The organism is Stutzerimonas stutzeri (genome assembly GCF_000590475.1).
GTDB lineage: Bacteria > Pseudomonadota > Gammaproteobacteria > Pseudomonadales > Pseudomonadaceae > Stutzerimonas > Stutzerimonas stutzeri_D.
This window is the reverse complement of sequence record NZ_CP007441.1, coordinates 2467078-2492458: the sequence shown is the minus strand read 5'-3', so window position 1 is coordinate 2492458 and position 25381 is coordinate 2467078. Positions and strand designations below refer to the sequence as shown.

Sequence of the window (25381 nt, the reverse complement as noted above, 5' to 3'; positions counted from 1 at the left end):
TCGCCTCTGAACTCTACGCATAATTCGGCAACTGACCGGCAGAACACGCGGGCCGGGCATTTACTAGGTTTTTTCGGAGTTTGGCGATGGCAGTCCGTGAACAGGATTTCTTTAATTTGGGCAAGCATCTGCTGCGTTGGGCCGTTGCGCTGGCCGGATCGGCTACTGCTCCCTGGATTTTTGCTCAAAGCCTGCCGGACGCCGGTCAGTTGCTGAACGAGCATCAGCAGAGCCAGCCGTCCGCACCGCAATCCACCGAGCCGCCACCTGCGTTCGAGCTGCCATCCGACGCCGTGCGCGAAGGGCGGTCCGGATTGCGCGTGACCCTGCGCTCGATTCGTTTTTCCGGCGACACGGAGCTGGCCGCGGCTGAAGACCTGCAGCGCTTGGTCAGCCCCATGGTCGGCAAAGCCCTCGATCATGCCGGGCTTCAGCAGCTAACCGACAGTCTGACCCGTTATTTGCGCGGCCGCGGCTATGTGTTGGCTAGAGCGTACCTGCCGCGTCAGGACCTGACCGAAGGAAATCTGGAAATCGCCCTTATCAAAGGAAAGTTGCAATCGGACGCAGCGCGTATCGAGGTTGGCGGAGCGACTCGCAGCTCGACCGGTCGCCTGCGTGACATCGCCGATGCGGCGCTGCCCCAAGGCAAAGCACTGCGTGCCGAAGATCTGGAGCGTGCGCTGCTGCTTATCAACGACCAACCGGGGATAACCGCGCAGTCCGCCCTTGAGCGCGGCACCGAGCCCGGCAGCAGCCGGTTACTGATCAGTGCTAAGCAAGGCCCCGTGCTTAGTGGCGGCCTGTCAGCCGACAACTACGGAAACCGGAGCACGGGCAGCGCCCGCGGCAATGCCCAATTCAATCTCGCTGATCCGCTGGGGATCGGCGACCAGTTTTCCCTCGGCCTCAGCAAGACCACCGGCAGTACCGTGGTGGGTGCAGGCTATAGCCTGCCGCTGACGGCGAGCGGATTGCGCCTGAATGCCGCTGGGTCTTACCTGCGCTATCACGTCGACCAGGAGCAATTCCGCCCGCTGAACCTGCGGGGCACCGCCAAGAGCGGATCGCTGGGCCTGAGCTACCCGCTGATCCGCTCGCGCCTGCAAAACCTCAATGTCTCCGGGACCTACGAATACAAGGCGTTGGAGGACGAGGCGCTGGGTATCAACCTGCGCGACCGGGAGCTGAACAACTTCACAGTCGCGCTTTCTGGCAACCGCTTCGATGGATTGGGCGGTGGCGGCGTTACCGACGCTGGAATCGCTCTGACTGTTGGTCAGCTTGATCTATCTGGCAACCGTGGCGATGAATTCGCCGACCGCATGGGGGCCCAGAGCGATGGCGGTTTCCATAAGCTCAATCTGCGACTGTCGCGCCTGCAGAACCTCGGAACGGCAAGCGACTGGACGCTGTTCGCCGGCGCTTCCGCGCAATGGGCCAGCGACAACCTGGACTCATCGGAAAAATTCCTCCTCGGCGGCCCTGCCGGGGTCCGCGCCTATCCGGTGGGGGAGGCATCCGGTGACCACGGCTGGTTAGCCACTGTCGAGCTACGGCGCAATCTCGATCTTGGACTGCCTGCCGTCAAGCTGCAAACGCTTGGTTTCGTCGATACCGGTCGTATCTGGCTTCACGAGGACGCATGGGCGGGTTCGATCAGCAACACGGGTGATACCAACCGCTACGACCTGCACGCTGTGGGGCTGGGGGCCAATGTGTGGGTGGGCAACTTCAGCGTTCGCACCGCTGTGGCGCGCACCCTGGACAACAACCCAGGCCGTGGTCTCTCCGGACTAGACGCCGACGGGCGCTCTAGCGACTGGCGCGCCTGGCTACAGGCATCGCTGGCCTTCTGATAACCACCGTATCGGTCCTTTTTCGAACAGGAACACCTCATGAAGAGCGCTTCGCTGAACCATGTTTACCGCCTTGTCTGGAGCGATGCCGACCAGGCTTTTGTCGCCGTTGCCGAACATACCGCTGCCCGTGGCAAGCGCGGCGGTGTCGTTGGCGCTCTAGCCGCCCTGGGTTTGCTGACCATGGGCGCCGCACATGCCGCCGATTTGCCTACCGGAGGGACGATAGTTGCCGGTAGCGGTGCTATTTCCCAAAACGGCGATCAGATGGTGATCAACCAGTCCAGCGGTAAGCTGGTAACCAACTGGAATAGTTTCGATGTGGGCGCCAGCTCGGGCGTCACCTTCCACCAGCCGGGCGCCGACAGCATCGCCTTGAACCGGGTGATAGGTGGCGGTAGCGCCAGTCAGATCTTGGGCAAGCTCGATGCCAATGGCCAGGTCTGGTTGCTCAACCCCAACGGGGTTGTGATCGGTAAGGGCGCCGAGGTCAACGTTGGCGGCCTCGTGGCTTCGTCACTTCAGATCAGCGACGAGGATTTCCTCGCCGGTAAGACTGCATTGAGCGCCGGGGCGGGTGCCGGTGCCGTGATCAACCAAGGCTCCATCAAGGCTGCAGAGGGCGGCGTCGTCGCATTGATCGGCCCACAGGTCAGCAACAGCGGCAACATCCATACCCCCGGCGGCAGCACTGTATTGGCCGCCGGCGACAAGGTCGCCCTCGACTTCAATGGCGACGGTTTGGTGAGTGTCAACATCGAGCGTGGCGTGCTCGACGCGCTGGTGCAGAACGAAGGACACATCAGCGCCGACGGCGGCGTGGTTGCGCTGAGTGCCCGATCGGCTGACGCCGCGCTAAGCAGCGTTATCAACAATACCGGCATTATCGAGGCCAAAGGGCTCGTCGAGCGTGGGGGACGCATTCTGCTCGATGGCGACGCCGATGGCGGGCTCACGCAGGTCGCGGGCGTGCTCGATGTGTCTTCCGAGCATGGCCAGGGCGGCGATATCACAGTGACTGGCGAGCGCATCGCGCTTAGCGACGCGACCCTGGACGCCGGCGGCGCAACTGGCGGCGGCACTATCAAGGTCGGCGGCGGCTGGCAGGGTAAAGACGCCAGTGTCGCCAACGCTAGCGAGGTGACTGTCGAAAAGAACGTCACGGTGAAGGCTGACGCCACCGAAAACGGCGATGGTGGCACCGTCGTGTTCTGGTCCGACAAAGACAATCGGTTTGCCGGCAACATCTCTGTCCGCGGTGGTAAGCAGGGCGGCAACGGCGGCAAGGCCGAAGTGTCCGGCAAACAGACGCTACAGTATGCCGGTGTGACCGATGCCCGCGCGGCCAAGGGTCGCACGGGCGATCTGCTGCTCGATCCGACCACCGTCACCGTGTCTGGCGGCAGCGGCACCGGCGGCGATTGGTCCAGCGGCACCGGCGATGTGACGGTCTACGAGAAGACGTTGGAAGAGCAGACCGCCAACGTGCTGATGCAGGCAACCAATAGCATCAGATTTGGGGATCTGACGCAGAACGGTGGTGATGGCGTAATCACCATGCAGGAGGATGTCAGCTTCCGGGCCGAGGTGATTCGGAATAACACGTCGGGTTCCTCCAGCCGAGGCGATATGTTCTTCGACAATGCCCAGAACGAGCTGGTGGTGTCGGGGACCGGTAGCATCTATCTGCAGGCTGGCGGTGGCGGCACGGGCTCGATCAGTAACGTATTCAACCTTACCGCGACGGGACCGGGTGAGAATCCGGCGGTAGCTGACCTGCCGGACCATACTGTATCTATCATTGGCAGCGGCACTCCTGGAGCAGGTAGCGTCACCCTGCTCGGCGCTGACGGGTTGACCATCGGCGGAGCGATCACCACTCACGGAGGATATGTCCGACTTTCCGGTGACTCGGACGTTGGCGGGCAGGGTCACTTCACTCTGAATACACCTGTCACTACCAATGGCGGAAACCTCTACATTTCCTTCGGTAATGGCAATACCGGCAGTGCAACCCTGCTGGGCGATATGGTACTTGGCAACGGCCGGCTGTATTTCGGCGATGCGATAAACGCGGCAGGAGGGCAGGGACTAGGCGCCTCGACTGGAGAGAAGGTCCTGGCTGGCCTGCTCAGCCTGAGTGGAGACGTCAATTTCTCCACGCCGCTGACCATGAAGGGCGGCGCGTCCATATACACCAACGGCGCGATCAACTTCACCAGCACGGTCAATCTGGACACGGGAAATGACCTCCTGACGCTCAGGGCCAACAATGTCGATTTCACCAACGCAACCCTGCAGAACTTGTCCACTGCCAGCATTCGTCTGGAACCCTATGACGAGGCCACCGACATTACGTTGGATAGCAGCAGCGGAAACGCTGGCGGCGGAATTCTTCTCGATGCCTATTCCCCTGCGACGGATATCAGTGATCTGGTCGGTATCAAGAACCTGACCATTGGCCGCGCGGATGGCACCGGCACCACTACTGTTGATGCTTCAGGATTCGGCTTCAGTGCGAACAACAACCTGACCTTGCTCAATGGCGACATCGTGGTCGACGGTACGCTGAGCAATACCCATGCCTCCGGTCATGTCATTGCTCAGGCTGGAGAGGGTGACGTGGTCATCAACAATAACGGTCGCGTGTCCGCTCAGGGCAGTGGCGATGCCGTAGTACTGGTGGCTGCGCGCAATTTCGTCAACAACGCTGGCGCTAATGCGCTGCTTGCTGGCAATGGCCGTTGGCTGACCTACTCCACTAGCCCGCTGGACGATACTCGCGGTGGGTTGGACGTTGACTTCAAACAGTACGCCGCGCAATACGGCGACACGGTGCTAGGGACTGGCAATGGCCATCTCTACACATATGCGCCCAAGGTAAAGGTCGAGCTGACTGGCGAGGTCCGCAAGACCTATGACGGAAACGCTGTTGCTACCGTCGCCAACAGCAACTTCGATATGAGCGGCGCCATCGATGGCGACACCATCGACGTCATATCTTTCGGCGACGCCTATTACGCTGACAAGAACGCGGCTTCGGGCAAGCTGGTTACCGTGGATGACGTCGAGGTCTCGGAAGCCACCAACGGCAGCGTCAAGGTCTACGGCTATCAGGTCGACGCATCGAGCGTCAGCGGTGAGGTTGGAGTCATCGACAAAAAAGCCCTGACTGCCACCGCCAATGTAGTCGACAAGGTTTACGACGGCACTACTGCGGCCGACCTCAGCAACGTGCAGTTGGTGGGCGTGGTGGCCGGCGACGCCGGTAAGGTGAACGCCAGCGGCTCGACCGGCAGCTTCGTCGACAAGAATTCCGGCCAGGATAAATCGGTGAGCGGCTCGGGCATCGCGCTAAGCGGCGACGAGGCGAACAACTACAGCTTCGACACGACCGCGCAGGTCGGGACCGCCGACATCGGCAAGAAAGCGCTGACCGCAACGGCGGACGTGGCCGACAAAACCTATGACGGCACCACCGCAGCAGAACTGAGCAATATTGTCCTGGGCGGCATCGTCAGCGGCGACGCCGGCAAAGTGATCACCAGCGGTAGCACGGGTTCGTTCGTCGACAAAAACGCCGGTAATAACAAGTCGGTGAGCGGTTCGGGCATCGCGCTGACTGGAGACGAAGCCGCTAACTACAGCTTCGACACGAGCGCGCAGATCGGCACCGCTGACATTGAGAAGAAAGCGCTGACCGCAACGGCGGATGTAGCCGACAAGACTTATGATGGCACTACCGGTGCACAGCTGAGCAATATCGTCCTGAGCGGTATTGTCGGCGGCGACGAGGGCAAGGTCGGCACCAGCGGTAGTAGCGGTTCGTTCAGCGACAAGAACGCTGGCCTGGACAAGTCGGTGAGCGGTTCGGGCATTGCCCTGACCGGAGGCGAGGCCGATAATTACAGCTTCGACACCAATGCGCAGGTCGGCACAGCGGACATCGGCAAGAAAACCCTGACCGCTACCGCCGACGTGGCCGACAAGGTTTACGACGGTTCCACTGCGGCCGATCTCAGCAATGTGCAGCTGATCGGCGTGGTGGCCGGTGATACCAGCAAGGTGAACACCAGTGGCTCGACCGGCAGCTTCGTCGACAAGAACGCAGGCCAGGACAAATCGGTGAGTGGCTCCGGCATCGCCCTGACCGGCGACGAGGCGAATAACTACGCCTTCGATACCGGCGCGCAGATCGGCACCGCCGACATCGACAAGAAGACCCTGACCGCCACGGCTGATGTGGCCGACAAAGTCTACGGCGGTACCGCCGCCGCAGACCTCAGCAATGTGCAGCTGATCGGCGTGGTGGCCAGTGATGCTGGCAAGGTCAACACCAGTGGCAGCACGGGCTCGTTCGTCGACAAGAACGCTGGCCAGGACAAGTCGGTAAGCGGCTCGGGCATCGCCCTGACCGGCGACGAGGCGAGTAACTATACCTTCGACACCGGTGCGCAGATCGGCACCGCGGATATCGACAAGAAGACCCTGACCGCCACGGCCGACGTCGCCGACAAGGTCTACGACGGCACCACCGCAGCAGACCTCAGCAACATCCAGTTGGTAGGCGTGGTGGCCGGTGACGCTGGCAAAGTAAATTCCAGCGGGGCCGCCGGTAGCTTTATCGACAAAAACGCCGGTCAGGATAAATCGGTAAGCGGCTCTGGCATTGCGCTGAGCGGCGACGAGGCGGGTAACTACAGCTTCGACACGAGCGCGCAGATCGGCACCGCCGACATCGGCAAGAAAGCGCTGACCGCAACGGCGGACGTGGCCGACAAAACCTATGACGGCACCACCGCAGCAGAACTGAGCAATATTGTCCTGGGCGGCATCGTCAGCGGCGACGCCGGCAAAGTGATCACCAGCGGTAGCACGGGTTCGTTCGTCGACAAAAACGCCGGTAATAACAAGTCGGTGAGCGGTTCGGGCATCGCGCTGACTGGAGACGAAGCCGCTAACTACAGCTTCGACACGAGCGCGCAGATCGGCACCGCTGACATTGAGAAGAAAGCGCTGACCGCAACGGCGGATGTAGCCGACAAGACTTATGATGGCACTACCGGTGCACAGCTGAGCAATATCGTCCTGAGCGGTATTGTCGGCGGCGACGAGGGCAAGGTCGGCACCAGCGGTAGTAGCGGTTCGTTCAGCGACAAGAACGCTGGCCTGGACAAGTCGGTGAGCGGTTCGGGCATCGCCCTGACCGGAGGCGAGGCCGATAATTACAGCTTCGACACCAATGCGCAGGTCGGCACAGCGGACATCGGCAAGAAAACCCTGACCGCTACCGCCGACGTGGCCGACAAGGTTTATGACGCTTCTACTGCGGCAGATCTCAGCAATGTACAGCTGATCGGGGTGGTAGCCGGTGACGCCGGCAAAGTGCACACCAGCGGCAGCACCGGTTCGTTCAGCGACAAGAACGCCGGTCAGGACAAATCTGTGAGCGGCTCGGGCATCGGCCTGACGGGTGACGAAGCGAACAACTATGCCTTCGATACCGATGGGCAGATCGGCACCGCCGACATTAATAAGAAAGCGCTGACCGCAACGGCGGACGTGGCCGACAAGATCTATGACGGCACTACCGGTGCACAGCTGAGCAACATCGTCCTGAGCGGTATTGTCAGCGGCGACGAAGGCCATGTGATCACCAGCGGCAGCACGGGTTCCTTCGTCGACAAAAACGCCGGTCAGGATAAATCGGTGAGCGGCTCTGGCATCGCGCTGAGCGGCGACGAGGCGGACAATTACGCCTTCGATACCGGCGCTCAGATCGGCACTGCCGACATCGACAAAAAGACCCTGACGGCCACCGCTGATGTAGCCGACAAGGTTTACGATGGCACTACCGCGGCCGACCTCAGCAACGTGCAGTTGGTGGGCGTGGTGGCTGGCGACGCCGGCAAGGTGAACACCAGCGGCAACACGGGTTCCTTCTTCGATAAAAACGCTGGTCAGGATAAATCGGTGAGGGGCTCGGGCATCGGCCTGACCGGTGACGAGGCGAATAACTACGCTTTCGATACCGGCGCACAGATCGGCACTGCCGATATCGACCGGAAGACCATCACGGCGGTGGTCAATATTGCCGATAAGGTCTACGACGGGAATGGCACTGCGGTTATCCGCGATACGAAGCTCAATGGTGTGATTACCGGCGACGATATCGGCGCTTCAGGTACAGCGGCGTTCACCGACCCAGCAGCAGGACAGAGCAAAACGGTCGCTGTAGAACTGCAACTGGTTGGCGAGGATGCTGAAAACTATGCATTGGCCGATTCGCCCGTATTTGGCGAGGCAACGATCCAGGCGCCGTACTACGAGCCGGCGGGCCTGATTGCAGAGCCGAGCGGTGCCAACGGCACGGAACTGTCGCGTGATCGTTCCACCAATCGACCGGTACTGGAGACGTCAATCGGTCCTTGGCCGGTGCTTGCGGATGCGTTGTATAGCATCGTCCCGGAACGTTCCGAGCCGCCGCAGGGCTCAGGCGAGGCTGCTACGGTTGTGAGAGGGTCCTCCCTCAGCATGGGGGGAATCATGAGCCTAGCGCTCGAGGATTCCCGACTTGAACCGGCCTCCACGAACACCTTGGCGCTCTATGACCGCGACCCTGGACAACCGCTGAGAGGGCAGGGGCTGTATTCAGCGACGGACCTGGGCAGCAGCATTACGCTGGAGCGGGAAGCGTCGCTTGCCGGTCAGTCTCCCTTGTTGGAGCGATCCAGCATTGTCAGCTCGAAAGGTATTGTCCCGGTCGTCGGCGGCACGTGGCTTAACTTGCAGGTCGCTCTGCTGAAAGGCGGGGCTCTGCTGATCGAGGTGGGTCAGGAGGGCGAGGAACTGTCCAGTGAAGAAATTGCGGCGTATGGGTTGGCCGTGTCGAAAAAACGCTTGGGTGTGAGTGTTCAGGCGCTTAGAACCGTCGTGATTGAAAGGACTCGCCATTTGGCGAGCAGCGAAGGGGGACCGCAGATCGACTTGTGACGTAACGCAGACAAGACGCTATGCAAAACAGCAAAAAGCGCCCAGTGATCTGGGCGCTTTTGATTTCATCAGTTAAGCCGCGTCTGGAAGAAGGTGTGCGCGGCGAGCCTATGACTGCTTGCGCTTGCGTCACCGCACCGAGGTGGCCCGCCACCGTTCTGGTGATCTGCCATCCCGCACGTGCCATCGATAAACAAAGCCGCCCTTTTTGTAACGCATTGGTTGTTATGTTTTCATCAGTTTGTATCGAGGGAAGTCCGCTTCATCTTTCCTCATTCGAGATCGTCGAAACGTCGGTGGACTGTTATCTGGATACGCTTTGCGATCTGGCAAGGCGCCTGCTGTCGGTCGATACGGTATTGCTTTCAATCTTCGGTGACGAGCTGGAGGGGTTGGCGGCAGGGATGACGCTCAAAGGCGTTGGCGACAACGACAGAATCGCCAGATGGCTGCGGAGCGAGCTGAAGGATGGAGCGCTCGTGATCGCTGATGGCGCGGTTGACGATCGTTTAGCCAATAGCCCGTTCACGGCGCCAGGCCACAGCGTTCGCTTTTTTGCGGGGCAGCCGCTCATCGTCGCCGGTCGCCGTATCGGCGCATTCTGCCTGCTCGATTCGAAGGCACGGAGCCCGGACGCCCTGAGCATCGATCATCTGCAGCAGTGGGTGCATCTGGCGGAAGGTTACATTCGGGTGTCCAGCCAAAAAGCACAGATTGCCGAGCTTCGTGAAGCGCTTCGACACGAGCAGCGCCGCGCCATGATCGACCCATTGACGGGCGCCTGGAACCGCCTGGGCTTGACGCGATTGTTCGACGTCATTCGTTCGAACCTGCCGAAAAACCACGAGGTCGCTATTGCGTACTGCGATTTGGACAACTTCAAAAGGATCAACGAACGGTACGGTCATGCCACCGGAGATGAAGCGCTGAAGCTGACAGCGCAAGCGATGACCAGCGTGTTGCGTGAAGGAGACATCCTCTGTCGGTTGGGGGGCGAAGAGTTCGTGGTATTGGCGCCGGTGAGGAGCGAGAGTGAGATTACGTCCATCGCCGAAAGTCTTCGTAGTGCGGTATGCAGCGCATCGGTGAGTTTTCCGTCGCGCTTGTCAATCAGCATCGGAACTTCGGTGCTGAGCGCAGGCGAGATGCTTCGAGAGGGGCTTCATCGAGCAGATGTCGCCTTGTTGCTCGCCAAGGCGGCAGGCAAGAATAGAGTTATCGCCGCTGCTACGTAGCGCTCACGAACTCGCTCTAAGAGTACCGATCGCTGATCCGGTCTGCGCTCTGGTGCGCGGAAAAAATCCGATAAGGGCGGCTAGCGGACAAATAAAAACTGCGTCCGGTATCAGCCATTGAAGGTTGGCCAAGGTAAAGAGTCCATTGGTTTGGCTATATTCGTCGTCGCTGGCCAGCTTCGCTTGGCGCTGTATCGCGGCCAAGGGCAGCACACGGACCAGTGTGACCCCAGCCAGCAGCAGATTCAGCTCAGTGACTTCTTGGCGATGCGCCCGAAGATCGTCGAGGCAATTGTCGCGACGATATAGCAGGTCGAGGCGTTCTTGTAATCCCACCCGCGCATGTAAGCCGCTCGGCGATCACACGCCCAAAAAAAATTGGAAAAAGTACTTGGAATATCGTTCAAGCCCAAGGCCAAAGTTCTTCGCCGGTGGCGGCACGGTACGGTTCCAGGGTCGTTAAACCCGTAATTCGGATAGCCCACAGGCCGCTACCACGCGGTTTGCGGTTCGAGGTAACAAAAATCTGGCTCCAGGCAATGGCCACCAGACGGCCTCCGAGGCCCCGATGAACACCCGCCGCAGAGCACGGCGCGACCTTGACAACAGCGGGACGCTTCTATCAAATGTTATGATATAACATCGATTGGAAGCGTTATGAGCAACAGCAAGGTTTCAACGGGACTTGTCGGCATTGCGGCGATGGCAGGCCTGGCCGCCATGCCGGCGTGGGCGCAAGAGGCGGAAACCGCCGTCCTCGAAGAGGTGGTGGTCACAGCGGATCGAGAAGAGGAAGACGCCCGGGGCTATCGCACTCGGCGTTCGACCAGTGCAACCAAAACGAACAGCCCGCTGGAGGAGGTCCCACAGGCGGTCAGCGTCATTCCCGCCACGGTTCTCGACGACCTCGACAGCCCGCGGATCGAGAAGGCGCTGGATTACGCAGGAGGCGTGGCGCGCCAGAACGACTTCGGCGGCTTGACAATGTACGAGTACAGCATCCGGGGTCTCACCACCTCGGAGTTCTACAAGGACGGCTTCAGCGTCAACCGCGGCTACATGAATCCCCAGGATCCATCTAACGTTGAGCGCATCGACGTACTCAAGGGGCCGGCGTCCAGCCTATACGGCCGTGGCGACCCAGGCGGCACCATCAATATCGTCAGCAAACGCCCGGAATACGATCGGTTCGCCCGTCTGGATCTGAGCGCTGGTCGCTGGGATCGCTACCGCAGCAGCCTGGACGTGAATACGCCACTGGAGGAAGACGGCAAGATGCTCTACCGCATGAACCTCGCGGTGGAAGACAACAAGAGTTTTCGCGATTACCGCTCCAGCGAACGCCAGTTCATCGCGCCTGCATTCAGCTGGGAACTGACGCCGCAGACTCGCCTGTTGATCCAAGCCGAGCTAATCCGCAGCAGCCAGGTGTTTGACCGCGGCGTGGCGGCGCCGGGGGACCGGCTCGGCAGCGTGTCACGCTCGACGTTCCTGGGTGAGCCTGGCGACGGGGATATTCGCAATAACAATGAGAGCTTGCAGGCCGAGCTCGAGCACGACCTGAACACCAGCTGGACGGTTCGGCTTGCCAGTCACTACAAGCAGGGGCGTCTGAGCGGTGGCGCCACCGAGGCGATCAGCTTCGCCGATGCCCGTACGATTAACCGTGAGTACCGCTATCGCGATTTCGATTGGCAGGACAGCATCACCCAGCTCGAATTACGTGGCCTGGTCTATACCGGCAGCGTCGAGCACAACTTGCTGATCGGCACGGAATACGAGCGCTACGCCAAGAGTGAGCAACTGCTGCGTTCCCAGCCGATTTCGCAGATCGACATATACGAGCCGGTCTACGGGCAACCACGACCGTCGTTCAGCGTGGGCCCTGATGGGCGCAGCACCGATCGCCACGAGCTGGTTTATTCCCGCTCGCTGAACCTGCAGGACCAGATGCGCTTCAGCGAAAAGCTCTTTGGTGTTATCGGCGCACGTTACGACCATTACGAGCATCGGCTGGACGATGAAGTAGCCGGCACCCGCGCCGAGCAGACCCATGAAAAGGTCACGCCGCGCATTGGCGCGCTCTACCAGCTCACGCCCGAGATCGGCGTATTCGCTAACGCCTCGCAGTCATTCAAGCCCAACAGTGGCGCGGATGCGTCGGGTGCTGCATTCGACCCGGAAGAAGGCGTCGGCTACGAAGCGGGCTTCAAGCTGGATCTGCTCGACAGCCGCCTAGGCATGACCATCGCTGCCTTCCACCTAACGAAGGAGAACGTACTCACTGCGGACCCTGCCCCCGGTTCGACGACGCAGATCGCCGCCGGCGAGGTCCGTAGCCGCGGGATCGACCTGCAGCTGACCGGTCAGCTGACAGACGAGATTCGGGTAATCGGTGCCTATGCCTACGTGGACGCCGAGATCACCAAGGCCACCGAGGGATCCACCCCTGCGGTTGGTAGCCGTCTGCTCAACGTGCCCGAACACAGCGGCAGCCTGCTTGGCGTGTACGAATTCCTCGACGGCGGCTTGCGAGGTTTGGAGCTCGGTGGTGGCGTGAACTACGTCGGCGAGCGCTCCGGCAATGTGTCGGACAGCGGCTTCGAACTGCCGGGTTACACCACGGTGGACCTACTCGCGCGCTACAAGGCCACGCAGGATCTGACCCTGGGCGTAAACCTCAACAACGCCTTCGATCGTACCTACTACGAGCGCTCCTACAGCAACGTCTGGGTGATGCCGGGCGACCCGCGCAACCTCAGTTTAAGCCTGTCGCTGAATTTGTAACGACCGACCCGGCTCGATCCGCGAGTCGGATATCCACCCGTCCGTAAGGAAACAGAATGAACAAGCAACACGCAAAAATCGCCGCTGCGTTGATGACCATAATGATGGCTGCACAGGCCTCGGCTCATGGGATGTGGACCGAGGAGCGCCGCGGCAATATCGAGGTCATTTACGGCCATGGCGCCGAAGACGACGCCTATGACGCCAAGAAAATCTCCGGCGCCTGGGCAACCGATCTGCACGGTGGGCGCATTCCGGTCACGGTCGAACGCCTCGACGATCATGCACGTCTGCAACCGGTAAAGCCGCCAGCGGTAATCGCCGTCGCGCTGGACAATGGCTACTGGACGCAAGCGCCGGACAAGAAATGGGTCAACGCCGGTGAGACCCAGGTACCTGGCGCGCTGGACTCCGGACGCTATTACAAATACAGCCTGGCGCTGCTCGAAGAGGGCGCGAAGTTGCCGGCGCTGGACAAGCTCAAGCTGGTGATCGTGCCCCAGGTCGATCCGTTAGCCCTGGCCATGGGCGATGCGTTGCCCGTACAAGTGCTCGTCGATGGCGAACCCGCCGAAGGCATCGAGCTGATCGGCGATTACATCAACGATCCGGAACAGGTCGTTGCGACCACCGACGCGCAGGGCAAGGCTGTCGTTCCGGTACGCAACCGGGAGTTCAACGTAATTGGCGCATCGACGAACGTTCCCAGCAAAGACCCGGACGCTCGCGTTCGCGGCATGTTCACCTCGCTGAGCTTCGGCAAAGCGCATCATCACCACTGATCCGGATGCCGTCCCGATGGGGCGGCGTTTCAGGGTGAGAGCCTTACTTGGGTAGATCGGACGGGTAACTGTCCACGACCCGGCGGTATTGGCTCGGCGAGGCACCGATGTGTTGTTGAAAGAATCGCGTGAAATGCCCTTGCTCGGAAAACCCAAGATTCTCGGCGAGTTTACCGAGCGTTCCGCTTCGTTCGCGTTCCAGCCAGGAGAAGGCTTGCCGCATGCGTGCATCGTTGAGCATCAGCATGGGCGTCATACCGGTGTTCTGCCGGAACAAGGTAAAAAAATGTGCACGCGACAAGCCGCCAGCCAACGCGGCGTTGGCGATGCAATCGGGGTCGTCCAGGTGTGTCTGCAGGTATTCGCAGGCTCGGCGGATGCGCGCATCGGCGAACCCTTGTCGAGGCGGCAATCCCAATCGGCGAAGGTGTTGCCATTGAGAAAAGTCCTCAATCAGTTCGATCAGAAAGTCGAACAGTAGAAACTCGATACGCTCCAGTGGAACGAGGCCGGACGAGTAGGCCTCGGCGATCAGCCGGTCGGCCATCGCACGGTTCTTGCCACTGAGCTCGATACACGGCTGGGAGAAGAACTCGGGATGGCCGCTGAGCGCCAATGATTGCTGAGCGTCCGCCAGCCACGCCGGTTCGATGTAGAGGGCCATGATCTGTGTGTGTTCAGCGCCCTGCTGGAAATCGTAATAGTGCGGCTGCCAGGCGTTGACCAACACTGCACTGCGGTCGGTGAGCGGGACCTGGCGGCCGTTCACGTTGAAAAAGGTATCCGCACCGGCTGCCTTCACCAGAACATGGCATTCGTGATGCGAGTGGGTGACCAGTGGTTTATCCATGTCGAGGAGCGCAACCCGGCCGAACTTTCCATGAAATACACGTTGGGCAATGGACATCCTTAGCACCTCGATGTAATGCCGGGACCTGGATCGTCGGCGGGGTTGATTTGATCGGCGATCGTGAAAGTTGTTGCACGCCCGATCTCCTTACTGTCGGCTGGCGATGCGATCACGCGTGCCCGGTACGCTTCAGAGCGCATCACGCGCCTTGCCTCGGTAAACGCGCAGTACATCGGCCATAACCGATAGGGCAATCTCGGCGGGCGTCTTGCTGCCGAGGTCGAGTCCGATGGGCATATGGATGCGCTCGATTTCGTCCTGGGTCAGGCCGCCAACGCGTTGCAGCCGTTCGGCCCGTTTGGCTGAGGTGAGTCGTGAGCCCATGGCACCGATATAAAACGCCGGGGTCCGTACGGCCTCCATCAGGGCGAGATCATCGATGCGGGGGTCATGGGTCAGCGCGACGACTGCTGTGGCTTCGTGGCATCCGCCGGAAGCGATGAACACGGACGGTAACACCGGTTGCACGTCTATGCCTTCGATCAGCGTGCCTTGCATGTCCTCGCGCGGGTCGCAGGCGATCACTTCGCAGCCCATTGCGCGGGCAAATCCTGCGCAGGCTTGCGCCACTGGCGATACGCCGGCCAGTAGCAATCGGAGCGCCGGTCCGACGCGGATCTCCACGTGTTCGCCCTTGATGCAGGTCTGTTCGCCGCCGTGGTCCGGCAGCAGTTCCGCGAGTCCGCTGGTGAGATCCACGCGACGCAGCAAGCGCCGTTGACCCTGCAGCGTTTCCTGGAGGGTTAACAGGTGAGTTCGCCATGCCTCGCTAGGCGCGTGGTGTTCCACCAGCACCTGCAAGATGCCCCCGCAGGGCAAGCGCAGGCGGAGCCGGTCATCATCGGACTCCCCATAGCGCACGATTTGCGCGGGTGCTTGCAACTCGCCCAGCGCCAGGCTGGCAAGAAATTCTTCCTCGACGCAGCCGCCAGACAGCGAGCCCGCATGGGCTCCATCGGCGCGGGCAACGAGGAGGGCGCCCGGTGCTCGGGGTGCCGAGCCATAGGTCGACAGCACCGAGCAGAACCACACATCCTGCCCTTGCGCTACCCATTGCAGGGCCTGTTCGATCACCTGCATATCAAGATGTTGCATGTCTTATCCCCTGGCTGCTGACAACTCACTGGCGGGCCGCGGCAATCGGTTACCCTTCGGGTTCGTTGTGTTAAGGAAGCCTGTGAAATGCCGTCCTGCTCTCTTCTCGATATCGGTACCGCGAAACTCGAGTACCGACTGCTGCCCGCTACGGATCCGACCCGCCCGACGCTCGTTCTGCTGCATGAAGGATTGGGCAGCGTCGCGCTGTGGAAGGATTTCCCCGAGGTGCTGGCTGCAAGAACGGGCTGGCCAGTACTCGTCTACAGCCGCCAGGGGTACGGCGGGTCGAGCCCGGTACAATTGCCGCGTGGGCTGGACTACCTGAGCGTGGCCGGGCCGAACGAGTTGGGACGCGTACTCGATGCTCTTGCGCTGGAGCATGTCGTGCTCGTCGGCCATAGCGATGGCGCCTCGATCGCGCTGGCTTATGCGGCCCGCAATGATTCCCGCGTTCGAGGGGCAGTGGCGCTGGCGCCGCACGTGACCGTCGAACAGGCGAGCCTCGCCGCCATCCGGCGAACCCTCGACGCGTATCGCACTGGCGATCTCCATGAGCGGCTCGCCGTCCATCATGGCGACAACACCGATTGCGCATTCCATGGCTGGAGCGATACCTGGCTGCAACCAGCCTTCAGCGGCTGGAGTCTGCTCGATCAACTGCCGCGCATCGCGCTGCCGGTTCTGGCGTTGCAAGGCCGCGATGACGAATACGCCACCGCCGAGCAACTGGAACTGATCGACCAGCTTGTGCGCAACAGCCGCGTCGAATTTCTCGACAATTGCCGGCACTTTCCGCAGAACCAGGCCCGGGAACGCACCCTCGAGCTGATCGAGGAATTCCTGGGAGGCCTCCAAACCTAGCCTGGCGGTGTCCGCTCGGATGGCTGGTGACAGCGGCATTTCACGCATTCTCGGCGGCATCAGCTGCCTCAATCTCGTCGAGCGTCGGGACGACTTCGGGCTCGTCACGCCAGCGCCGCACGATGCCCAATTCGATATCGAACATATCCAGGACACGTCCGAGCGTGTGATTGACCATGTCGTCGATCGAAGCGGGGCGCGCATAGAACGCCGGAACCGGCGGCGCAATGACGGCACCCAGCTCAGCCAATTCGGTCATGGTGCGCAAGTGATTACGGTGCAACGGCGTTTCGCGCACCATCAGTACCAATCGACGTTGTTCCTTCAGGATCACGTCCGCGGCGCGGGTGAGTAGCGATGAAGTTACGCCGCTGGCGATTTCAGACATCGTGCGCACCGAACACGGCGCGACGATCATGCCCATCGTCTTGAACGAACCGCTGGCGATGGCGGCCCCGATGTCCTGGTTGGAATAAGCGACCGTGGCCATGGCCTTGAGCTGCGTCCAGGAAAGTCCGGTTTCATGGGCAAGGGTGATCAGCGCTGACTTGGTAACCATCAGGTGCGTTTCAATTGGCGTGTCGCGCAGCAGTTCGAGCAGACGCACGCCGTATATCGCGCCGGAGGCCCCGGATATGCCGATAATGAGCCGTTGGGGGCGCGGGTTAGCTGATGTCATGGTCGGTGTCCTGTATCGCGCCTTCCTTGTAAAAATGGATGGCGTTGAGAGCGGTGCCCAGCGTCTTGCTGATGATGTCGATGAACAGCGTGGCGGCAGGCGTCAGGGGGCGGCGGCTGTCATGCACGCAGACCATACGGCGGGTGATGCCAGGGGTGGCGAGCGGATAGGCGCGCAGTGCGCCTTCTTCGAGGCCGCGCTGCAAGACGGTAGCCGGTAGCAGGCTGATCCAGTCGCTGCGGCGCAGGAAGCTCTCGATCACCGTCAGATCGTCGAGTTCGAGGTGCGGGGCCAACTCGATTCCATGCACCGCGAGTGCTTGATCGATGACGATGCGCAGGCCGTGCCGGCGGGAGGGCAGTACCAACTTCAGTTGAGCCAGCTCCGCGAGCGGCACGGGCGTCGGCATGCGCAGCCGGGTCGTTGCGCCGGTGGCGACGAGCAGCTCTTCGTCGAGGATATCGACTCGGTTCAGGTGCTCCTGCTGAAAGCTCTGATTGATCACGGCGAAATCCAGGACGCCGGACAGCACGCGATCGATCAGATCCTGACTATAGCCGTAACTGATCTGCAGCTCGACGTCCGGGTGGTGCTCGACGAAATAGGCAAGGGTGCTGGCCAGCGCCTGGTTGGCGGCCGACGCGATCAGCCCGGCGTTGATGCGTCCACCGATCTTGCCGCTGCGGTCGATCAATGTCTGCCGCGCTTCGAGCAGCTCGCTGAGAATCGGCATGAACAGGCGGTAGGCCTGCACGCCCGCTTCGGTCGGGATCATGCCTTTGGGCGTGCGATCGAACAGCGGTTGTCCGAGCTCCTCTTCGAGTTTGGCAATCTGCATCGAGAGCGCTGGCTGAACGATGTTCAGGCGCTGCGCCGCCTTGGTGACCGAGCCCTCCTCATAGAGGGTGGTGAAATACTTCAGTTGGCGCAGTTCCATGTGAACCTCGGCGAGTGGATTGCCTACAGGGTGCCAACATTCTGGTAGACGTGCTTGAGCTCTGTAAAATCCAGCAAGGCATCGTAGCCGTGCAGTCGTCCCAGTCCGCTTTTGCGATAGCCGCCCGTTTCCGCCTCGGCAAACAATTTGTTGTGATCGTTGATCCACACCGTACCGTTGCGCAACGCACGGGCCAGACGCATCGCTCGGGCGCCGTCTTGGGTCCAGACGCTGGCCGAGAGACCGAATTCGGTGTGGTTGGCGCGGCGCACGGCCTCGGCCTCGTCCTCGAAGGTTTCCAGCACCAGCAGCGGGCCGAAGATTTCCTCCTGGCAGAAGAACGCGCTGCTGTCCTGGTGAGCGATCAGCGTCGGCGAGAGGAATGCGCCGCTGCCCAGCGCATCGCCAGGACGACTGCCCGCTAGCAGCACCTCGTCGCAGCTGTCCATCGACTCGCGGATGCGCTGCTCGACCCGGTCGCGCGAGCCGTGGTCGATCAGCGGGCCCATTTGCGTTGCCGCCTCCAGGCCGTGGCCGAGACGGATCTCTGCCAGTGCGGTGACTAGTGCCTTCTTCATGTCCGCTGCGCGGCTGGCATGCACCAGCACCCGGCGGGCGGCGGTGCACTGCTGGCCGGAGATGATGGTCGCAGCCGCCGCCAGTTTGGGCGCCACCGCCGCCACGTCGGCGTCGTCCAGCACCAGGCAGCAGGACTTGCCGCCGAGCTCCAGCGACAGCTTTTTCATGGTCGGCGCGGCGTCCTGCATGATCCGTGTGCCGGTCGCCGTGGAGCCGGTGAAACTGAGCACGTCGACCTTCGGCGTGGCGACCAGATGGGCCGCGCCGGCATGGCCGGTCTCGGCGAACAGGTTGACCACGCCGGGTGCGAGATCGGGCAGTTCCAGCAGCGGGGCGAGAAAGGCCGCGTTGAACAATGCCGTCTGCGGTGCCGGCTTGATCACGCAGGTGCAGCCTGCCGCCAGTGCCGGCGCCAGCGCACGCACCAGTAGCACCGCCGGTGCGTTCCACGGGATGATAAGCGCGGCCACGCCGGCCGGCTCGCGCAGCATCGTGGAAAACTCGCCCGGTGCGACTTCCAGCACATGGCCGGGATTGTGCCGCGCGAGGCCGGCGTAATAGAGGATTTCCGAGATGGCGCCGCCGATCTCGCCGCGCGACTGCGCCAGCGCCTTGCCGTTTTCCCGGGTGAGCAGTTCGGCGAGCGCTTCCTGGCGGCCTTTCAGCGCGCTCGCCCAGTCGAGCATCAGCTGCTGGCGCAGGCGAGGGTTCTGCGACCATTGCGGGTTGTCGAATGCCTGGGCGGCGGCCTCGACCGCGGCGCGCGCCTGGGCCTGGCCGCCATCGGCGAAGCGTCCGATGAGTTCGCCGTTGGCGGGGTCGAGGCTGTCGGCCCATTGGCCGTCGTCGCACCACTGGCCGTCGATGAAGTGTCGTGCCTGCTGCATCTGTATCTCCTGTCCGACGAAGCGGTTGTCGTGGTCGTGCCGGGCACGGCGCTGCCCGTGATGACTGGATGGGAAGGGGCCGGAAGCGGAGCCTTGTGGGCCGCCGCGGGCGCGTCCTGGAACCTGTAACGAGAGAAGGCGGTTGCCGGCGGACCTGCCGCGGCATCCATGCGCTGGCTCACGGCGCCGAGGTCGACTTCGGTCTCGCCCGGCACGCGGATGCGCTTGAAGCGCATCGGCGGCGCCGACAGCGGCACGGTGGCATCGAAGCCCATCTTCGAGCCGACACCGTCGCGGGTCGACGGATCGAGCTTGGAGCCCTGCGATTCGTGGATCAGCACCAGGTCGCGGTCGGCCTGGAAGCGCGTCGCCACCGCCCACTCGACCTCGGTCGGGTCGTGGATGTCGACATCGGTGTCGACTACCACGACGTGCTTGATGTCGTAGTGGCCGCCGAGCGCGCCGAGGATGACGTTCTTCGCCTCGCCCTCCGAGCGCTTGTCGATCTGCACGTAGAGGTGGTAGCGGCACACACCGCCACGCGCCAGGTGAACGTCGCGCACCGAGGGAAAGCTGCGGCGCAGGTGCGCGAGCATGGTCGCCTCGCGCGGGATGCCGCCGAGCAGCAGATGCTCCAGGCCGCCACCGACAATGGTGTGGAACATCGGCGCCTGGCGATGGGTAATGGCATCTACCTCAATCACATGGCGCTCGGCACGCTCGCCGTAGTACTGCGGAAATTCGCCGAACGGACCTTCTTCCTCACGTGCGTTGGCCAGCAGGCGGCCCTCGATGACGATTTCCGCCTCGGCCGGTACGCGAATGCGGTTGGTCACGCACTTGGCCACCGGCAGCGGGCGGCCGTGCAGCGCGCCGGCAATCTCCAGCTCGTCGTGGTCGATCGGCACGATGGCCTGCGACGCCATCAGTGTCAGCGGGTCGCAACCGACCACGACGGCGACTTCCAGGTCCTCGTTCTCACGTTCGGTCTCCTGAAAGTACGCCAGCGCATGACGCGGCAGTAACAACGCGCCGAGACGATTCGGTCCGCTGACCTGCAGGCGGTGAATGGACACGTTCTGCACGCCGGTACGCGGGTTGCGGGTGATCAGCAGGCCGGCGGTGATGTAGGCGCCGCTGTCGTGCTCGTTGTGCGTGGGGATCGGCAGCTGGCTGAGCAAGTCGACCTCGTGGTGGACCACCTGCTGGCAGGGCGCGTCGGCGGTTTCCTGCCAGGCCAGCGGTTCGAGGCTGGCGTGTTCGAAGCGAGCCAGCACCTGGCTCGGCTCGACGCCCATCGCGTCGGCCATCCACTGGCGATCCGAGAGCAAGCCGGAGATCACCGGAATCTCGTGCCCACCCGGTTGCAGGAACAGCGAGGCACTCTGACCGTCCAGTCGGTTGGCGATCGCCGCAACGCCGAAGCGCAGGTCGGTGCCCGGGCGGATGACGCTCAGTCGCTGGCTTTGCTGCAGATGATCCAGCCAGCCGCGCAGGCTGGCACCGACCGGCAGGGCGGTTGGCGCGGAAGCGGCCGGGGAGGAGGGCATGGACGGCATGGCGCGTTCTCTCGTGGTTATTGTTTTGGCCATGCTAGGAGCGCCATGCCGGCCTGCCTATTAAGGTTTTCTGATGTGCGCCATCAGTACCGGCGATGCCCTGCGCTGTCCGTTGCGCTGGCAAGGCGGGCTCCGTCGTTAGCCATGCGCAGTCACGCTCGTCGGACCATAACGATCCCTGATCCTCGGCATCACTAATCCCTAATGGCTGTACCGAGCGGCCGTGCGCTAGGTTTCTGTTGAATCCGCTGGACCGCCGCTCCAGGGCGGGCCGGTAAACAAAAACAAAAAAGGTGAGCCATGAAGAAAACGACCCGACTGCTGTGTGCGCTGTGTTCCGTCGTTACCCTGTTGGGCAGCGCCGCTGCCATGGCCAAGGACCTGCGTCTGGGGCTGATCGTCCCCGGCACCCATGCCTGGACGCAAGCGGCACAGGCCATGGGCGACGAGCTCAAGGCGCGCTCCGGTGGCAAGTACAACCTCGTGGTGTTTCCCGCCGGCCAGCTCGGCAGCGAGGCGCGCATGCTGCAGCAGTTGCAGACCGGCGCGCTGGACATGGCCTTCATGACCACCGCCGAAGTGGCCAACCGGGTCCCTGATTTCGGCGCGCTGTTCGCCCCTTATCTCGTGCATGACGTGGCCCAGGCCGGCCAGCTGCTCAACGGCAAGACGGCGCAGGGCATGCTCGCCCAGCTGCCGGCCAAGGCTGGGGTGGTCGGGCTCGGTTACGGGGTGGCCGGCATGCGCCTGATGCTCAACGCCTTTCCCACCGAGAACGTCAAGGCGATCGACGGGCGCAAGATCCGCATCACGCCGTTCCCGCCGGTGCAGGACTTCTACCGTATGCTCGGCGCCGCCTCGACGCCGATGCCGGTCACCGATGTGTACGACGCACTGGCCAACGGGCAGGTCGACGGCGTCGATGCCGACCTCGAGCTGATCTGGAAGCTACGCCTCTACGAGCGCGCCAATACGGTGCTGCAGAGCAACCACATGATGTTTCCGGTCATCGGCCTGATGTCCGGCCGCGTCTGGGCGCAAACGAGCGAAGATGACCGTGCGCTGATTCGCGAGCTGACCCGCAAGCACCTCGACAGCCTGACCGCGCATTACCAGAAGTCCGAGGCCGACACCCAGGCGAGCATCGAGCAGGCCGGCGTCAAGGTGACGCCGGTGGGCCCCGAGTTCTTCGGCGACACGCTGCAGCAGTGGGAAGACATCTGGCTGAAGAAGGCCCCGGTGCTGGCCGACCTGCGCCGCGAAGCGGCCGAGCTCAAACCCTGACGCCTCGCCGTTAGCCCTGTCCTGCGAGCGTGGGTCCAGCCGGGCACCGCGCCGCCTTTTCGTCGGAGGAACATCCATGATCCGGATGCTGAGCAACCTCATCGGCCGCGGCGAGCGCGCCGCACTGCGCGCGTTGGTGCTGATTCTGCCGCTGATGATTCTGGTCAACGTCGCCGGTCGCGCGCTCAAGGCACCGATCTTCTGGCTCGACGAGCTGGCGGTACTGACCATGGTCTGGCTGGCCATGCTCGGCCTGGCGGTCACGCTGCAGACGCGCGAGGCGGTGGCCGTGACGCTGCTGACCGACGCCGTTCCGGAGGCTGCGCGCAAGCTGCTGCGCTGCGCCGCCGACCTGGTGGTGCTGGGGTTTGCCGTGGCGCTGCTGGTGCTCTGCTGGTTGTGGTTCGACCCGCTGGCGCTGTGGCGCCACGGCTTCGACATCGAGGCGTTCGCCGGTGACTCCTTCAACTTCGTCTACCAGGAGCCGACCGCGACGCTGGGTGTGCCCAAGTTCTGGTTCTGGCTGATTCTGCCGCTGGTGGCCTTGACCAGCAGCATCCACGCCCTGGCCAACCTGCTCGACAGCCTGCGCGCGCCGCATCCGGCGCCGGGCACCGGGCCGGCGGCCGCGGCCGGCTCGGGGGAATAATCGATGATCATCGGACTCTTCGCGGTGCTGCTGTTCATCGGCGTGCCGATCGCGCTGGTGCTGGCGGTCAGCGCCATGGTGTACATCCAGTCCAGCGGCAACGGCGTGCTGTTCCTGTCCTATCCGCAGCAGTTTTTCGGCGGGCTGGACAACTACGGGCTGCTGGCCATCCCGCTGTTCATGCTGGTCGGTGAGCTGATGAACGAGGGCGGCATCACCCGCCGCCTGGTCGCCTTCGCCTCGGTGTTCCTCGGTTCGGTGAAGGGCGGGCTGGCCTATATCAACATCCTCGCCAACATGATGCTGGCCTCGATCGTCGGCTCGGCCAATGCGCAGGTCGCGGTGATGGCGCAGGTGATGGTGCCGGAGATGCATCAGAAGGGTTACGACCGCAATTTCGCCACCGCCACCACCGCGGCCGGCGCGTTGCTGGCGCCGGTGATTCCACCATCGATGCTGTTCGTGATCTTCGGCGTGCTGGCGCAGATCTCCATCGGCGACCTGTTCATCGCCGGCATCGTCCCCGGCCTGCTGATGGCCGCCGGCTTCATCCTGGTCATCGCGCTGCTCGGCTTCTTCTACCAATACCCGCCGAGCGAGCGCCTGAGCCGCGCGCAGAAGCTGCGCAATGTGGTGCGCAGCCTGCCGTCGCTGAGCGTGCCGGTGGTGATGATCGGCTCGATCATCGGCGGCATCGCCACGCCGACCGAGGCCGCCGCCGTGGGCGCGGCGATGGCGGTCCTGGTCGGCCGCTTCGCGCATGGCGAGATGAAATTCGAGCGCATGGGCGACATGCTGCTGCGCGTCGGTATCAACAGCGGAGTGGTGCTGGCGCTGGTGGCCGCGGCGGCGGTGTTCGGCTGGGTGATCGTTTACGAACAGATCCCGCAGCAGCTCGGCGCCATCATGCAGGGCATGACCGCCGACCCGTTCGTCTACATGCTGTTGCTCATCGCGCTGCTGCTAGTGGTCGGCATGGTGCTCGACGGCATCGCCGCGCTGATCCTGCTGGTGCCGATCGTGCTGCCGGTGGCCGAGTCGGTCTACGGCATCAACGCCTATCACCTGGGCGTGGTGATGTGCATCAACCTCACCCTCGGCCTGCTGACCCCGCCGGTCGGCGCGGCCCTCTACGTCGCCTCGCGTGTCACCGGCTGCCGGCCGGGCGAAATCATGCGACCGCTGCTGCCGTTCCTGCTGGTCACCCTGCTGGTCATGGTGCTGATCTCCTGGCAGCCGGGCCTGGTCACCGCCTTCATTTCCTGAGACCTGCGTAAGGTCGCAACGCCAACCCCCGGCCACCGGGTCGGGTTCGACTGGAGACGTATATGAACCGCATGAAAGACAAGGTCGTAATCATCACCGGCGCCGCCCAGGGGATCGGGGCGACCTACGCCCGCGCGCTGGCCGCCGAGGGTGCCAGCATCGTCGTCGCCGACGTGCTAGACGGCTCGGGCCTGGTGGCCGAACTGGAGGGCATGGGTGGCAAGGCCATCGCGCTGAAGACAGACGTGTCCGACGAGGCGTCGGCAGCGACCATGGCCGCCGCGGCGATGGAGCGCTTCGGGCAGATCGACGTCCTGGTGAACAACGCGGCGATCTACGCCTCGCTGAAAATGAAGGGCTTCGAGGACATCGACCTCGGCGAGTGGGACAAGGTGATGGCGGTCAACGTACGCGGCCCCTTCGTCTGTGCCCGCGCCGTGGTGCCGCACATGAAGTCGCGCGGTTACGGGCGAATCATCAACATCTCGTCCGGCACGCCGTTCAAGGGCACCCCAGGGCTGCTGCACTACGTGACCTCCAAGGGCGCCGTGCTCGCGCTGACCCGGGCGCTGGCGCGCGAGCTCGGCGAGCACGGCATTTCGGTCAATACGCTCGCACCGGGCCTGGTGCTAAGCGAGGGCGTGGTGGCCAACGCCGAGATGCGCGAGCGGCTAACTGCGCCGGTGATCGCCAGCCGGGCGATCAAGCGCGACCAGATGCCGGGCGACCTGATCGGCCCACTACTGTTCCTCGCCTGCGACGACAGCGCCTTCATGACCGGAGAAACGGTGGTGGTCGACGGCGGCTCGGTGATGCACTGAGCCCGGACGGCCGGCGTGCACGGCCAACTAGGCGCACCGAGGCCGTGCATACAGCCTGCAGGCAAAACACGACGGGGTGATGGTTCTGCCAGTAGGCGTGAGCGCTTTCGCGAATGACTCGCCGCCGAAGCAGCCTGTTTGCGGTCAAGACCGCTACCACGGGCGGGGGAGGTTGACGGGCCCGCCCCCGGCTCA

The 25381-nt window shown here is 62.8% G+C and carries 16 protein-coding genes and 1 pseudogene; 11 read left to right on the top strand and 6 right to left on the bottom strand.

The annotated features are described in order from the left end of the window. The first annotated feature begins 86 nt into the window (after positions 1–86). The 6 genes from CH92_RS11470 to CH92_RS11450 all read left to right on the top strand — a co-directional run bounded on the left by CH92_RS11470 (position 87) and on the right by CH92_RS11450 (position 13656). Positions 87–1859: a ShlB/FhaC/HecB family hemolysin secretion/activation protein gene (locus CH92_RS11470; RefSeq protein ID WP_025241922.1), complete on the top strand. Its 1773-nt coding sequence runs from the start codon at positions 87–89 to the stop codon at positions 1857–1859. A gap of 39 nt (positions 1860–1898) precedes the next feature. Further along, the gene (locus CH92_RS11465; RefSeq protein WP_025241921.1) at positions 1899–8852 is read left to right on the top strand and encodes a YDG domain-containing protein; all 6954 of its coding nucleotides are present in this window, start codon (positions 1899–1901) and stop codon (positions 8850–8852) included. 20 nt (positions 8853–8872) lie between these two features. Continuing rightward, positions 8873–10087, top strand: coding sequence for a GGDEF domain-containing protein (locus tag CH92_RS11460; RefSeq protein WP_080689994.1), 1215 nt, complete (start codon positions 8873–8875; stop codon positions 10085–10087). Between the two features lie 150 nt (positions 10088–10237). Beyond that, on the top strand, positions 10238–10396 hold the full coding sequence (locus CH92_RS22035) for a hypothetical protein (RefSeq protein WP_158491122.1): 159 nt from the start codon (positions 10238–10240) through the stop codon (positions 10394–10396). Between the two features lie 348 nt (positions 10397–10744). After that, positions 10745–12874 carry a TonB-dependent siderophore receptor gene (locus tag CH92_RS11455; protein WP_025241919.1) on the top strand — a complete coding sequence of 710 codons (2130 nt, stop codon included), beginning with the start codon at positions 10745–10747 and terminating at the stop codon, positions 12872–12874. Positions 12875–12930: 56 nt separating this feature from the next. After that, on the top strand, positions 12931–13656 hold the full coding sequence (locus CH92_RS11450) for a DUF4198 domain-containing protein (protein ID WP_025241918.1): 726 nt from the start codon (positions 12931–12933) through the stop codon (positions 13654–13656). 43 nt (positions 13657–13699) lie between these two features. Here the strand turns inward: CH92_RS11450 and CH92_RS11445 are convergent, their stop codons facing one another. Both CH92_RS11445 and CH92_RS11440 read right to left on the bottom strand, forming a co-directional pair. Continuing rightward, positions 13700–14563 (bottom strand): helix-turn-helix domain-containing protein, encoded by an 864-nt coding sequence (locus CH92_RS11445; protein WP_025241917.1) that lies wholly within the window; start codon positions 14561–14563, stop codon positions 13700–13702. A gap of 132 nt (positions 14564–14695) precedes the next feature. Next, positions 14696–15661: an XdhC family protein gene (locus tag CH92_RS11440; protein WP_025241916.1), complete on the bottom strand. Its 966-nt coding sequence runs from the start codon at positions 15659–15661 to the stop codon at positions 14696–14698. 87 nt (positions 15662–15748) lie between these two features. On the opposite strand from CH92_RS11440, the gene CH92_RS11435 reads away from it, so the two are divergent. Then, positions 15749–16525: an alpha/beta fold hydrolase gene (locus CH92_RS11435; RefSeq protein WP_025241915.1), complete on the top strand. Its 777-nt coding sequence runs from the start codon at positions 15749–15751 to the stop codon at positions 16523–16525. 40 nt (positions 16526–16565) lie between these two features. Here the strand turns inward: CH92_RS11435 and CH92_RS11430 are convergent, their stop codons facing one another. The 4 genes and pseudogenes from CH92_RS11430 to CH92_RS11415 form a co-directional block, all read right to left on the bottom strand. Beyond that, positions 16566–17204 (bottom strand): UbiX family flavin prenyltransferase, encoded by a 639-nt coding sequence (locus CH92_RS11430; protein WP_025241914.1) that lies wholly within the window; start codon positions 17202–17204, stop codon positions 16566–16568. Continuing rightward, the gene (locus CH92_RS11425; RefSeq protein WP_025241913.1) at positions 17191–18141 is read right to left on the bottom strand and encodes a LysR family transcriptional regulator; all 951 of its coding nucleotides are present in this window, start codon (positions 18139–18141) and stop codon (positions 17191–17193) included. Before CH92_RS11425 ends, CH92_RS11430 begins: the two co-directional genes overlap by 14 nt. A gap of 23 nt (positions 18142–18164) precedes the next feature. Then, positions 18165–19607, bottom strand: a complete 1443-nt coding sequence (locus tag CH92_RS11420; RefSeq protein ID WP_025241912.1) for an aldehyde dehydrogenase family protein — start codon at positions 19605–19607, stop codon at positions 18165–18167. Between the two features lie 314 nt (positions 19608–19921). Next, positions 19922–21157, bottom strand: a pseudogene (locus CH92_RS11415) (UbiD family decarboxylase); the annotation flags it as partial. 309 nt (positions 21158–21466) lie between these two features. On the opposite strand from CH92_RS11415, the gene CH92_RS11410 reads away from it, so the two are divergent. The 4 genes from CH92_RS11410 to CH92_RS11395 all read left to right on the top strand — a co-directional run bounded on the left by CH92_RS11410 (position 21467) and on the right by CH92_RS11395 (position 25186). Next, positions 21467–22450, top strand: coding sequence for a TRAP transporter substrate-binding protein (locus CH92_RS11410; RefSeq protein ID WP_025241910.1), 984 nt, complete (start codon positions 21467–21469; stop codon positions 22448–22450). Positions 22451–22526: 76 nt separating this feature from the next. Further along, positions 22527–23099, top strand: a complete 573-nt coding sequence (locus CH92_RS11405) for a TRAP transporter small permease (protein ID WP_025241909.1) — start codon at positions 22527–22529, stop codon at positions 23097–23099. 3 nt (positions 23100–23102) lie between these two features. Beyond that, the gene (locus CH92_RS11400; RefSeq protein WP_025241908.1) at positions 23103–24365 is read left to right on the top strand and encodes a TRAP transporter large permease; all 1263 of its coding nucleotides are present in this window, start codon (positions 23103–23105) and stop codon (positions 24363–24365) included. A 62-nt stretch (positions 24366–24427) separates the two neighbouring features. Then, positions 24428–25186: an SDR family NAD(P)-dependent oxidoreductase gene (locus tag CH92_RS11395; RefSeq protein ID WP_025241907.1), complete on the top strand. Its 759-nt coding sequence runs from the start codon at positions 24428–24430 to the stop codon at positions 25184–25186. Positions 25187–25381 lie beyond the last annotated feature (195 nt).

Coding starts and splice junctions, on each gene's coding strand:
- CH92_RS11470 (WP_025241922.1), top strand. CDS start 87: ATGGCAGTCCGTGAACAGGATTTCTTTAATTTGGGCAAGCATCTGCTG.
- CH92_RS11465 (WP_025241921.1), top strand. CDS start 1,899: ATGAAGAGCGCTTCGCTGAACCATGTTTACCGCCTTGTCTGGAGCGAT.
- CH92_RS11460 (WP_080689994.1), top strand. CDS start 8,873: ATGCAAAACAGCAAAAAGCGCCCAGTGATCTGGGCGCTTTTGATTTCA.
- CH92_RS11455 (WP_025241919.1), top strand. CDS start 10,745: ATGAGCAACAGCAAGGTTTCAACGGGACTTGTCGGCATTGCGGCGATG.
- CH92_RS11450 (WP_025241918.1), top strand. CDS start 12,931: ATGAACAAGCAACACGCAAAAATCGCCGCTGCGTTGATGACCATAATG.
- CH92_RS11445 (WP_025241917.1), bottom strand. CDS start 14,563: ATGTCCATTGCCCAACGTGTATTTCATGGAAAGTTCGGCCGGGTTGCG.
- CH92_RS11440 (WP_025241916.1), bottom strand. CDS start 15,661: ATGCAACATCTTGATATGCAGGTGATCGAACAGGCCCTGCAATGGGTA.
- CH92_RS11435 (WP_025241915.1), top strand. CDS start 15,749: ATGCCGTCCTGCTCTCTTCTCGATATCGGTACCGCGAAACTCGAGTAC.
- CH92_RS11430 (WP_025241914.1), bottom strand. CDS start 17,204: ATGACATCAGCTAACCCGCGCCCCCAACGGCTCATTATCGGCATATCC.
- CH92_RS11425 (WP_025241913.1), bottom strand. CDS start 18,141: ATGGAACTGCGCCAACTGAAGTATTTCACCACCCTCTATGAGGAGGGC.
- CH92_RS11420 (WP_025241912.1), bottom strand. CDS start 19,607: ATGCAGCAGGCACGACACTTCATCGACGGCCAGTGGTGCGACGACGGC.
- CH92_RS11410 (WP_025241910.1), top strand. CDS start 21,467: ATGAAGAAAACGACCCGACTGCTGTGTGCGCTGTGTTCCGTCGTTACC.
- CH92_RS11405 (WP_025241909.1), top strand. CDS start 22,527: ATGATCCGGATGCTGAGCAACCTCATCGGCCGCGGCGAGCGCGCCGCA.
- CH92_RS11400 (WP_025241908.1), top strand. CDS start 23,103: ATGATCATCGGACTCTTCGCGGTGCTGCTGTTCATCGGCGTGCCGATC.
- CH92_RS11395 (WP_025241907.1), top strand. CDS start 24,428: ATGAACCGCATGAAAGACAAGGTCGTAATCATCACCGGCGCCGCCCAG.